We start from the raw sequence: 12,484 nt of genomic DNA, 5'->3' as shown, positions 1-12,484 counted from the left end.
GGTAAATATATATGGCTCTGACACCTAATTCGCCGAATGCAGACAACTCAATGCAAGCGTTAAAGCAATATGGCAGCTATATTGTCACTGCAATTTTATTGGCGCTGGCAGCTTACTTTGGGTGGACCTATTGGCAGGATAACCATGCGCGGGTAGATACGGTGGCGGCCGACCACTATGCAGATATCCAGCGGTTGAATGAAGAAGTCAGTTTGGCCTCGCAAAATCCAGATTTAGAGACAGAGGCACAAGAGGCACTTGTACAGAGCCGTACACAATTGAATAAAGACATTGATGCGTTAGTAATCCAACATGGGGAATCCATTTACGCTTGGCAAGCACTCATGATCAAAGCGCGGCAGCAAGTGGATAATGATGAGTTTACGGCGGCAAGTGAGACCCTTAAGAAAGCCCTAGAAATCGATTTAGGCGATGCAGGTCTGAAGGCAATTACTCGTCTGCGTTATGCGACCACCCTATTGGCTGCTGGCGATACAGAGGCTGCATTAGCAGCCGCCAATAATGATATCCCAAGCTCGTTTGAAGCCAGCCAACAAGAGTTGCTAGGAGATATTTATTTGGCACAAAGCAATAAAGACGCAGCGATTCAGTCGTATAACAATGCTTGGGAGCTATTACGCAGCCGTCAAGAAACGCGTGCCGTATTGGCGTTAAAGATGGAGAGTTTGGGTAGTATGCCTGAGCCTATTGAGGAGCAAGCCCGCCTTATTCAAGCGTCTCCTACTCCTGTACAGCCACTAGCAGAAGCAGGCGCTGTAGAAGGCACTACCTCTGAGGTTACACAGTAATTGTATAGTAATAAGCGTTATTGCCTAATAATAGTGCTAGCGTTTTATCTAATAATTAATAATTTATTTGTAGTGAGAACCTATAATGACTCAATCTATTCGCTCTAGCAAAATCTTAAACGCTACAACCCTCAAAAAGACAGTTATGCATGTGGCCGTTTTGGCAGTAATGAGCACTGCGGTGATTGGGTGTAATCGCGGTATCAAACCAGTGGTCAATGATCCGGTAAAACTGGTACAGATTGCTGAGCCTATTAGTGTGCTACAGCCCATTTTTAGCGCGGATGTCGGTAATAAAAAAGCCAGCAAAAAAGATCCGTTAGATCTGCAAGTTGGTTATGCCAATGGACAAATCGTGACCGCATCGCGCGGTGGTGATTTGACAGGCTTTAATAGTGCTGGCGAACGTGTGTGGTCAATCGATGTCGGCGATCAAATTACAGGCGGTGTTGCTATAGATGCGCTCAGCCAAACCGCCATTGTCAGTACTCGCGGTGGTCAGATAATGGCATTTGATAGTGCTACTGGCGACAAACGCTGGCAACAACAGCTGTCAGGTTCGGTTTTGACACCCGCGCTTATTACCAATAACCGTGTGATTCTATCGGCTAATGATGGCTTTTTGCATGGTTTGTCGCTACAAACTGGACAGTCTGTATGGCAGTTTGCCACACAAGTTCCAGCGATCAGTGTGCGTGGCAGTGCGGCGCCCGTATTATTAGATAGTAACACGGCGCTATTAGCGACTGCCGATGGCCGTTTGCATGCCGTGACAACCGATAACGGTCTACCGCAGTGGTCAAGACGCGTTGGTATCGGTACGGGCAGTAGTGAAGTTGAGCGCATGAGTGATGTCGATGGCATGCCTATCGTGGATAACAACCAGCTGTTTGCCATCAGTTATAGCGGTCAGTTACTCGGTATCGATTTAGCCTCGCGTCAAGTGATGTTTGTCAACGAGCTTGCCAGTTTAAAAGCGCTTGCGGTCAACAACCAACAAGTGATTGCTACAAGCTTAGAGGGTAAAGTGGTGGCTTATGACCGTACCAGTGGTGAGAGACTGTGGGAAAGTGACGAGTTGGCTTATCGTCATCTAACCAACCCTGTGATGATTGGTAATTACATTGCCGTGGGTGATCTTGATGGTGTGGTGCACTTATTTGATCCTGCTAGTGGCAAAATCGTCAGCCGTGTACAGACCAAAGGTGCCTTAAATAGCTTGCAAGTCCAAGGTAGCCGTTTGATGACCCAAAGCACCTCAGGACAAGTGGCTATTTGGCAGTTGGCACGCTAATTTTACTGATCAGCCATGGGTTTGGTAGCGGGTAGTTCCTCGCTATTATTTAGCCCGCCGATTGGTTATGGCTTTATAAAGTGTAAACGCTGCTTGGTCAGCGTTTACTGCCTTGTGTAAATTGCTTGTTTATATACAGGCTTTCGCGTACTCTATGCGACCGATATGCGGTAGGCATTATCACATAGACTATCTGCTAATCGTAAGATTACCCATTATTATTTTTACAATCGTTTTTTATCATTCATTTAAATTTTCGGCCAAGTTCAGCATATTCACTACCGTGTTTATAGGAGTAACTGTTCTGTCCGTCATTGTGCCTTTCACTGAGAGTAACCCATGAGTATCAAGCCTGTGGTCGCCTTAATTGGTCGTCCAAACGTCGGTAAATCCACCTTATTTAATCAGTTCACAAAAAGTCGGCAGGCATTGGTTGCTGATTTGTCAGGACTGACTCGTGACCGTCAATACGGCGATGCTACCTATGAAGACAAGTCCTTCATCGTGGTAGACACGGGTGGTATTGGTGAGGCAGATGATGGCAGCGGCAACATTGATGATTATATGTCTGAGCAATCACATACGGCGATTCATGAGGCGGATATTATTGTGTTCGTCGTTGATGCTCGTGCCGGTATGATTGGCGCTGATGCCGAAATTGGTAAGTTTTTGCACACCCTTGGTAAGCCAGTCTATGTCGTTGCCAATAAAGTCGATGGTGTCCACGATGCGGCGCCTGCTGAGTTTTATGCGTTAGGACTGGGTGAGCCGTACCCAATGGCGGCCAGTCACGGTCGCGGTGTGGGCAATCTGCTGGAAGTATTGACCGCTGATATGCCTGCGCAAGAGAATGTGGTAGAGCCAAGAGGCTTAAAGCTTGCCATCATTGGTCGTCCAAACGTTGGCAAATCGACACTGGTCAATCGTCTGTTGGGCGAAGATCGAGTGGTGGTTTTTGATATGCCTGGTACCACGCGTGACAGTATTTATATCCCGTATCAGCGCGATGGTAGAGACTACGTATTGATCGATACAGCTGGTGTACGTCGCCGTGGTAAAATCGATGAAAAGGTAGAAAAATTCTCGGTCATCAAAACCTTGCAAGCGATCGAAGATTCTAACGTAACGGTTATTGTGATTGATGCTCACGAAGGCATTGTTGATCAAGATTTGCACATGATTGGCTACGCACTTGATGCCGGTCGCGCTTTGGTAGTGGCGATCAACAAATGGGATGGTTTAACGCCCGATCAAAGAGATTACATCAAGCTTGAAATGGATCGTCGTTTTAGCTTTATCCCTTATGTAAAAGTGCATCTAATATCAGCGTTACACGGTACGGGCGTTGGTAATCTATACCCCTCCATCTTGCGCGCTTATAAGTCATCCATGTTTGAGGTGTCAACCAATCGCTTGACCCAAATACTGCAAGATGCGGTCACAGCCAATCCGCCACCAACCGTTGCTGGACGCCGTATTAAATTGCGCTATGCTCATATTGGTGGCCACAATCCACCGGTGATCGTGATTCATGGTAATCAAACCAGCGCGTTGCCTAAGAGCTATCAGCGCTATCTTGAAAACCAGTTCCGTCAAGTATTCAAGCTTGAAGGCACGCCGCTTAACGTTATCTTTAAACAAAATGACAATCCATACGCCAATAAAAGCGACACGCCAACCAAGGCGAAGACGCAACAATTGCGTCAACGTGAGCGTAATCGAGCACAGAAATTTACCACAAAAGATAAAGATAAAAAACCTCGTAAACGCTAAGCTGTCTAACTCCTTATTTACTTTATCGTGCTGTGAGCGCGATAAAGTAAAGGTAGTGTTATGCCAGTAGCACATCTGTTTGCATGTGATAAAACTGATAGGCAAATACCTGACTATCCCCCTTACCACTTTCCTAAAATACCTGTAGTATAGATAACAAGTGTCTTAACTCGGTTGAGTGCTATGAACAACCGTTCGCCTAAAACCATCTCTATGCTTATCTGGCGCTCTGTCGCGCAGGCCATCATCTTGGCTGTCTTGGCAGGTTTCTTATTGTCTTTTATTTATGGTTTATTACAGCACTATAAAGAGAAGCGTACCCACGTCCAACAGCTAGCCGCATTGTTGGCTGCCAGCGCATCGACAGCAGAAGATGCGGATTTGGTGGCTGAGCAAGTGACCTTCTTGTTAGAGAACGAACCCAGTATTCAAAGCATTGTATTTTATTCTACCCCGCAGCCCATTGATGACATGAATCAGACAAGAGCTGATTGGAAGAATGCCTTGTTTACGGACACAGTCAGTTTTAACTATCCAGTCATCAGCAATTACATCGATGGTGATCGTGACCTTAATACACTAACCGCCAACCAGCAGTCCGCTATCCCTTTATCAAACCCTATGCAAGGATCAGCAGATACTGCTGGAAAAATTAAAAATAGCACGTTAGTGGGTTATATTAATATTACTTTGGATGTGAATACACTGCGTTTACAGTGGCTCCGAAACAACCTGTTATTGTGGCTTATTGCGACGATACTAACGATTCTTGTGGGTTTGTACATTTTGCGCAAACTTAGTTGGCCTGTAAGAGACATAGAGGCTTTGACTGATGTGTGTGACATGGTCATCAAAACCCCAGATCTTGAGCAATTGCCAGTTATCCCGCAGCAATTCGGCTTTCAAGAGTTGATGCAGATTAAGCAGACCTTTATTGCGTTATTTAGTCGTTTACAAAAAGCCAAACAAGACTATGCGGCGCTTGCGGTTTTTGAGCAGGAGCTACACAAAAAAGACATCGCGCTGGATGTACAGCTGCACAATTTTCAAAGTATGATAACCCACGAGCTGAAAACCTCGCTAAATGCCATTGTGGGCGGTTTGCAGCTACTAGATCATGACACCCTAAGTAGGGAGCAAAGAGACGCGGTTCAAATCATCAGTAACGGTAGTGATAAGTTGGTGTCATCGCTTGACCACATTATTCAGTTGAATCAAATACAAAAAGGTCAGATGAGTATCAATGTCAGTGAATTTAACCCCTTACAATTGATCGCAGATCTTTTGACAGAGTTTGAGCCTCTTGCTCAGAAAAAAGGACTGGCGTTAATCAGTCGCATCCATCACATAGACTACAACCTCGAAGGTGATGCGGAAAAAATCCACCAGATACTATCGATCCTACTTGGTAACGCGATTAAATTTACCTCAGCAGGTCAGGTGACCGTGACCTCGCAACTGACGCATTTTGATAAAAGCAATCGTTGGCAAATCAGTGTGGAGGACACAGGGATTGGTATCGACAGTCATCACATCGATGATATTTTTAATCCATTTTTTCAAGTGGATTCATCAAAAACTCGTCAATATGAAGGGTCCGGGGTCGGCCTACCTGTAGTCAAACAAATGACTCAGCTTATAGGGGCTACGATAGACGTTGATAGTGCGCCAGGCGTGGGGACCCAGTTTATCCTGACCATCGCAATGCCCAATCAACATCAGTCGCGGCAGCAGCCGCTACTAGCCGGCCTGACGACTGTTTATTATTACTATCAAGAAACGGGGGTTTTGGCGACAGAGCTAGAGCGGTTGGGGGCCACTGTTATCTACCGGCAGCATGAGCAGCTGGTTATCGATGATATAAGATTAGAAAAGATTGATATGGTCATGTTTGCTGAGGACGTGTCTCCAAGTAAAGCGGAGTCCCTAGCCAGACGTATTCGCCACTTTGAAAGTGAGCGCCGTGCTTTATTAGTGTACTGGTATCCACCGCATCAAGCGCGATATGTAGACAGTTTTGAGCATGGTTTAAAAGCAGCTGGTATTGATTGCTGTTACAGTGCTACCTATAAGGATAAGGCGCTAAGCGACTTGCTAAAACGCTGGTTGGTATGGACGTAGCGTCATTCCTAAAAACGTCGTACCTAACAATATCACTCCTAAAAAGACGGTCCACTTGCTATTGTTACTTTCTTTTATGAATATTACTTTTACCAATATTATTTTTAGCACTGTTACTTAACTTAGCCTATTAGTGAACAGGCTGGAGCGAGTAGCAAATAAACATCAGGAGAGGGTTACCCAGTCAAAAAAAGACGCCTAAAAATTAGGCGTCTTTTCAAGACAAACTATGTCACAAGGACTTTTCTAAAACAAGTTTTGTGCCCAGCGTACAATACGTTGCCATGTACGGCTCATAAAGCCTGATTGCTCGATGTCACTAGTCGCGACAATAGGGACAGAGGCAACAGCTTTACCGTCAATAACTGCCATCATTTTGCCAACTTCTTGACCTTTTTTGATGGGGGCTTCTAAGCTCTCAGGGATATCCACTACCGTAGTGATCTTGTTTTTTTGCGTCTTGCTGGTCAGGATTTGTAAATTATCACCAGTTACTAGCTCTACTTCATCGGCTTCCCCAAACCACACTGGAATTTTACTGACAAATTGTCCAGCAGGTGCTTTGGTCACGGTCGTAAAATGACCAAAGCCCCAGTTGAGAAGTTCACGTGATTGATCAGCACGCGCTTGCTGGCTTTCTGTTCCCATGATTACAGAAATCAAGCGCATATCATCACGATTACTCGATGCCACCAAGCAATAGCCAGCCGCATCAGTGTGGCCTGTTTTTAGACCATCAACGGTAGGATCGGTTGCGAGTAGGGCGTTACGGTTTCCTTGGGTGATACCGTTATAAGTAAACTCTTTTTCTGCATAGATGCCATAGTAGTCACCGCTGTTTTTAATGATAGCGCGGGCAAGCTTCGCCAAATCTAAGGCGGAAGCTTCGTGTCCTTCATCAGGCATGCCGGTAGAATTGACAAAATGCGTGTTATCCATACCCAGCTTTTCGGCTTGCTCATTCATCAATATGGCAAATGACGCTTCGCTACCAGCGATGTGCTCAGCCATCGCTTTTGAAGCATCATTACCAGACTGAATGATGATACCGCGTAGCATATCGATGACGCTGGCAGTTTTATTCACTGGAACATACATACAAGATTGGCTGCTACTGCCACGGCACCAAGCATTTGGACTCATGAGTACTTGATCGTCTTCTTTGAGGTCACCCGATGCTAAGCGCTGCTCAATGATGTAACTGGTCATCATTTTCGTTAGGGACGCTGGCGGTAGCGATTCATTGGCGTTCTTTTGCGCCAAAATTTCACCCGTATTGTAGTCCATCAATACATAGGCGGTATTGTCCATTTCAGGCGGCTGTATGGCTGCGTTTGCCATCACTGCGCTCACTGAGATACTCACACCAACGACCAGCTGCATCAGCTGGTTTTTTACACGCTTTACTGTCATATATCGTTACACCGCATCATGAAACCAAATGTATCTATCGCTTGTGCCTAGTACTACACCTTGTTCTCATTTAAACAGAGTGTCTTAAACACCGGGTTTAATAATAACGCACTAATGAGGGTAGGGAGGACGAAGCAACAGACATAAAATTAACGCCTTATCTTAGCAAAATGCCAACCGATGGGGAATCGATAAATGCAAAAAAAGGGCCGAATTAAAAAGAAACAGTCGTGATGAGCAAACGGTTGCTTATATTAGGATTTGCCCACTATTGCGACTGAGCTATCTGTATGCCATAAAAAAAGCTTGCTGCCTCATCTGTTTTTGGACAGGCTGACAGCAAGCTTTTATAGGGTAAAAATTTAACAAGCGCGCTTAAATTTTCTACAGAGACAACTTATAAAGAAAGAACTTATTTTTCCAAAACAGCTTATTTTTTCAGAACAGATCGCGTCGTGGTTTTAAGTCTTATTTTTGAGACATCTTCATAAAACCTTACTAACTAGTACTCAGCATTTGCTAAATCTTCGCATAACGCTTTGTTCTCTTGTTTTGAGAATCCCATCGTCCAGCTACGAATACCTTGTAATATTTGGCGATAATCTTGCTGGGTTGATAGGTATTGAATCGCCGCTTTTGGGTCTTCTAAAGACGGCATCAATTCATGAAGCTGCACGGTATAAGACTTATAAAAGCGCTGTTTTTGTTTGCCATTCAGCATCGGTGGACATATTTCTGACAGCACCTGCATCACTGCAATTTCATGCTTGGTTATATTGATACCAGACATGTCTAGAGGAATGGTGGTCGCGGGCTTATTCGCTGCAAAGGATGCTTGAGACAACATGGCAACAGATGTTATCAATCCTGCAACACCCACCTTTGATGCAGTCTTTGCTATCACAGAAGCTATAGATAATATCGATTGATTTTTCATTCAGCATTACACTCGCTTATCTTTATTTAATGGTGATATGTTAATAGGTCAGAAAACAAAAGTCACATAAAATATTGATTTATGTGTAGATATCTTGTGAGCCAAAGCCGTTTTTTAGCAACATATCAGTAGCATAGACTCATAAGTTACGACAGCATAAAAATATAAGTTTATATTGTTGTAGGTTGTTGCCTATTGTAACGTGTTGCCACGCTTTTTTGCGTTACTGCGGTAATAATGATGCGGGCAAAGGGCGCAGTATAACAAAAGGTGAAACGAGGTCTGAGTAACGGTCTGGCTTCGTGTCAGCGTACGATTAGGTTATAATTGTCCACCATTGTGGTGGTCCCCTAAGGTTTTATAACCTTGCTATACCAATCAAGGTAACATTCACCAGGGTAGCCACCATTTGCGGGTCTGATTATAGCAACTTTATAATGATAAAGTGCATAAGTGGACAGACGGTCATTGATGAGATATTGAGCAAAAATGAGATTTTTGATTAGTAATGATGATGGGGTCTATGCGCCAGGTTTGTTGGCACTGTATCAGGCGTTGTCTACTGTTGGAGAGGTGACGGTGGTGGCGCCAACTAATGAGCAGAGTGGCTGTGCCAGCGCTTTGAGTATCTCAATGCCACTATACACTCACAAACTGGCCTCGGGATTTGTAGCAGTGAACGGCTCACCTGCTGACTGTGTTTACTTAGCGTTACATGAGCTGTATCGTCACACCCGTTTTGATTGTGTGATTACTGGTATTAATTCAGGGGCCAATCTTGGGCAAGACGTTTTATTTTCTGGCACTTTTGGTGCAGCATTGACAGCGCAACTTTTTGGCATACCGGCTATGGCAACCTCACTGGTGGGCGGCGGAGCCAAAGGCTGTGGGCAAGAGCAGGCCAGTCACTATAAAATAGCGGCCGATGAAATTGTTAAATTATTGGTCGAAACACCGATATTAGATACCTGTAAAAATTTGCCCTATCACGTTTTAAACGTTAATATTCCTGATGTTGATAGTGCCTGTGAGATTAAAGGTCGAAAGATAACCGCTTTAGGGCACAGTCAGATTGCACGTCCTGTACACCATGTGGTCGACCCACGCGGGCGCGATGCGTATTGGTTGTCTTTGCGCAAGCGTCAATATGAGTTATCTGAAATTGGTGATAATGAGTCATCATTAGGACAAAGCGTGGTTTCTCAAACAGTGTTGTCTCAACAAACAGCCTCAAAAGAAGCTCGCTCATTAACCATGGACATGACGGATAACCAAGCAGTAGCAGCAGGTTATATTAGTCTGTCGCCAGTAAGATTGCATCATACGCCAGCAGCCACGCTGGAGAAGCTCTCCAAGTTAGCTTTGTAAGGAAACGACGTTGGAGGTAAGGCGAATTATTGGTAGCAAAAAATGAGAGAAAATCGTTTCCATCAGGGTGTTTTGATGGTACTTATCCAATACTAAACGGTATAACAGTTAGCAAAGTGCTTGTGAGTAACACAAGGAGTTTGTGAGTAACATAAAGAATAGGAAATCTTGTATGAAGAAGCTTATTGCTGGATCGCGCTTTGCAACAGTGGCATTGATTGGCACCATGACAGCAGCAACGTTAACGATGGTAGGCTGTGCAACGAAGCCGACTTATCAATCAACCAACCAAGCTGGTCCAAAAATTATCACCAATGCTCAAGGGGTTCCTAACTATCATCGTGTACAGCGCGGTGATACGGTCAGTCAAATTGCTGAGCGTTATCGTCTCAATTATCGTCAAATTGGGGCACTCAATCGTTTAGACAGTAAGTATACGATTTATAGTGGTCAATGGCTTAAGCTGTGGCAAGGACAAGCCGCGCCAGCCAATAATAATCGCTATAGTACCTCTACACCGACTGTCTCACAGCCGACTTACACACCCCCTGTGACGAACACAACCAATAATAGCTCACCAAGTCCCGTGTATGAAGTCACAGCCAACGCAACCTCAGGTTATGACTATCCAAGTCGCAATCAAGTAACCCGCAATTTTGATGCCGCCGCTGGCACCATGGGCATGTGGTTTGCTGGTAATGTTGGCGATCCAGTGGTTGCCAGCCAATCTGGAACAGTGCTTTACTCGGGTAATGGCCTGCCAGAGTACGGCAATCTCATTATGATTCGCCATAGTGATAACTATATCACAGCCTATGCACATAACAGTCAGCTCCTCGTCAAAGAAGGGGATGCCGTACAACGAGGTCAGCGTATTGCCAATATGGGTAGCAGTGGTCAAACCAATCAAGTAGGTTTGGAATTTCAAGTGCGCTTAAATGGTAATCCTATTGACCCACGTGCGGTACTGGGACGTTAAGTTTGCTGTAATATCTAAGCCACGTTACTTATTCATACCTGAGACTTCTTATGATGTTAAAAAAACAATACATTGCCCTTTTCCCAGCCTTAGTGATGGTTGGGTGTACGAGCCAACAGGCAATGCAAAAAACGAGCAAGCCTGTGCGTCAAGGCAACGTTCAGATCACCCAGACTCAAACCATTCAAGTGAAGCCAACCCCGCAGCCAGTCATCAAGCCGCAGCCTGTTGCAAAGCCAAGCTACAGCAGTTTCTCTGATTGGAAGTCAGACTTTTCTATGCGAGCCATGTCTTCAGGTCATGATGCGGCGACGGTTCGGCGTTTGCTTGATTTGGCTTACTTGAATCAACAGGTCATCTCACTTGACTCAGGACAGCCAGAGTTTTCTAAAATGCCGTGGGAGTATGTCGACTCTGCCGTATCAGACGGTCGAGTCAGCACGGGTAAGCGTAAGTTTGCCGAGCAACGAGCGTTTTTATCGCAGTTAGAATCACAGTATGGTGTCAATGCAGAAATTATCGCTGCGATATGGGGCATGGAGTCTTCATACGGGGCGGTGACTGGCAACAGTAGTATACCAAGCTCACTTGCGAGCCTTGCTTATGACGGTCGTCGTCAAGAGTTTGCTGAAACTCAGTTATTATCATTAGCGACGTTATTGCAACGTGGCGATGTATCTTGGTCACAGCTTGACGGCTCTTGGGCAGGTGGAATGGGGCAGACGCAGTTTATCCCTGACACTTGGCTCAAGCAAGGCGTGGATGGCGATGGCAATGGTCATCGCAATCCGTGGGCAACGGCTGATGCTTTGGCTTCTACTGCCAATTATCTGAGTAACTCAGGTTGGGTTCGTGGTCTAGCACCGTTTTATGAGGTGACGGTGCCTACCTCGTTCGATTATTCGGTGGTGGGCAGTAAGCAACCTGCAGCTAGATGGGCGGCGATGGGTGTGGATACGATAGCCGATGTCTACTTGGATGCTAACACAGAGATGGAGCTATGGCTGCCAGCTGGTAAAGATGGTCCATTACTCCTATTGAGTCCAAATTTTGATGTCATCAAGGTTTATAACAACTCTTCAAGTTATGCGCTAGGGGTGAGCTTACTGGGCAAGGCCCTTGCTGGACAAGGTGGCTTGCAAAAATCGTGGCCGCGCTATGAGCGTCCGTTATCAACGACGCAAGTACGCAATTTGCAGCAGCGTTTGACGGGTATGGGTTACGACACGAAAGGGGCTGATGGTATTGTTGGCACTAACACTCGCAAGGCGTTCCAGCGCTGGCAAGCAGATAACGGACAGACGCCAGATGGCTTTATTACGCAGCGTAGCGCCGCCTCTTTAGCATCATGGTAAAGTGAATTGCTAGCGCTACTTTTTAGTAATAACAGTTTTAAAAACGGCTTTTTTCAGCGAGTTTTTAAAGCGCTAGCATTAAAACTATGACCTTATAAGTACAACAAAAAAGCACCTTATTCGGGTGCTTTTTTGCTTTACTCTAGGACAGATTTCTTATAAAGCCTACCGTTTGCGCATAAACGCCGGTATTGATATGACCTAGACTGGTTATGGTTGCTACAACAATTGTTAAGACATACCAGTCTTAGCAACACGCTTGGCTGTGTCAAACCTGCAAAAACTGATATTGGGACAAGAAAAGTGTTACGGTGAATGATAAACTCTTGATAACGTGTTTTTAACATATGAATAATAAGAACGACTAACAGGGTGACCCTTTATGATTACCATGGAAGCATTGCAGTCTGCCATCAAGCAGCGCATAGACACTTA

The 12,484-nt window shown here is 45.1% G+C and carries 9 protein-coding genes; 7 read left to right on the top strand and 2 right to left on the bottom strand.

Annotation, left to right across the window (positions count from 1 at the left end):
- The first annotated feature begins 11 nt into the window (after nucleotides 1–11).
- The 4 genes from JFC06_RS10060 to JFC06_RS10045 all read left to right on the top strand — a co-directional run bounded on the left by JFC06_RS10060 (nucleotide 12) and on the right by JFC06_RS10045 (nucleotide 5,997).
- The gene (locus tag JFC06_RS10060) at nucleotides 12–809 is read left to right on the top strand and encodes a YfgM family protein (protein ID WP_198334946.1); all 798 of its coding nucleotides are present in this window, start codon (nucleotides 12–14) and stop codon (nucleotides 807–809) included.
- A gap of 85 nt (nucleotides 810–894) precedes the next feature.
- Nucleotides 895–2,103, top strand: a complete 1,209-nt coding sequence (gene bamB, locus JFC06_RS10055; RefSeq protein ID WP_198334945.1) for an outer membrane protein assembly factor BamB — start codon at nucleotides 895–897, stop codon at nucleotides 2,101–2,103.
- Nucleotides 2,104–2,442: 339 nt separating this feature from the next.
- Nucleotides 2,443–3,876 (top strand): ribosome biogenesis GTPase Der, encoded by a 1,434-nt coding sequence (gene der / locus JFC06_RS10050; protein WP_198334944.1) that lies wholly within the window; start codon nucleotides 2,443–2,445, stop codon nucleotides 3,874–3,876.
- A gap of 183 nt (nucleotides 3,877–4,059) precedes the next feature.
- Entirely contained in the window at nucleotides 4,060–5,997 is a 1,938-nt protein-coding gene (locus JFC06_RS10045) for a sensor histidine kinase (RefSeq protein ID WP_198334943.1), read from the top strand.
- 246 nt (nucleotides 5,998–6,243) lie between these two features.
- Here the strand turns inward: JFC06_RS10045 and JFC06_RS10040 are convergent, their stop codons facing one another.
- Nucleotides 6,244–7,410, bottom strand: a complete 1,167-nt coding sequence (locus tag JFC06_RS10040) for a D-alanyl-D-alanine carboxypeptidase family protein (protein ID WP_198334942.1) — start codon at nucleotides 7,408–7,410, stop codon at nucleotides 6,244–6,246.
- Nucleotides 7,411–7,912: 502 nt separating this feature from the next.
- Nucleotides 7,913–8,275 (bottom strand): MCR_0457 family protein, encoded by a 363-nt coding sequence (locus tag JFC06_RS10035; RefSeq protein ID WP_226949549.1) that lies wholly within the window; start codon nucleotides 8,273–8,275, stop codon nucleotides 7,913–7,915.
- 561 nt (nucleotides 8,276–8,836) lie between these two features.
- Here JFC06_RS10035 and surE point away from each other — a divergent pair.
- The 3 genes from surE to JFC06_RS10020 all read left to right on the top strand — a co-directional run bounded on the left by surE (nucleotide 8,837) and on the right by JFC06_RS10020 (nucleotide 12,049).
- Nucleotides 8,837–9,715 carry a 5'/3'-nucleotidase SurE gene (gene surE / locus JFC06_RS10030; RefSeq protein WP_198334941.1) on the top strand — a complete coding sequence of 293 codons (879 nt, stop codon included), beginning with the start codon at nucleotides 8,837–8,839 and terminating at the stop codon, nucleotides 9,713–9,715.
- A 172-nt stretch (nucleotides 9,716–9,887) separates the two neighbouring features.
- Nucleotides 9,888–10,694: a M23 family metallopeptidase gene (locus tag JFC06_RS10025; RefSeq protein ID WP_198334940.1), complete on the top strand. Its 807-nt coding sequence runs from the start codon at nucleotides 9,888–9,890 to the stop codon at nucleotides 10,692–10,694.
- A 50-nt stretch (nucleotides 10,695–10,744) separates the two neighbouring features.
- Entirely contained in the window at nucleotides 10,745–12,049 is a 1,305-nt protein-coding gene (locus JFC06_RS10020) for a lytic murein transglycosylase (protein ID WP_198334939.1), read from the top strand.
- Nucleotides 12,050–12,484 lie beyond the last annotated feature (435 nt).

Origin of the sequence: Psychrobacter namhaensis (assembly GCF_016107545.1) — a bacterium.
GTDB classification, from domain to species: domain Bacteria; phylum Pseudomonadota; class Gammaproteobacteria; order Pseudomonadales; family Moraxellaceae; genus Psychrobacter; species Psychrobacter namhaensis.
The sequence above is the reverse complement of the archived record's forward strand: the minus strand, read 5'-3'. Positions and strand labels throughout refer to the sequence as shown.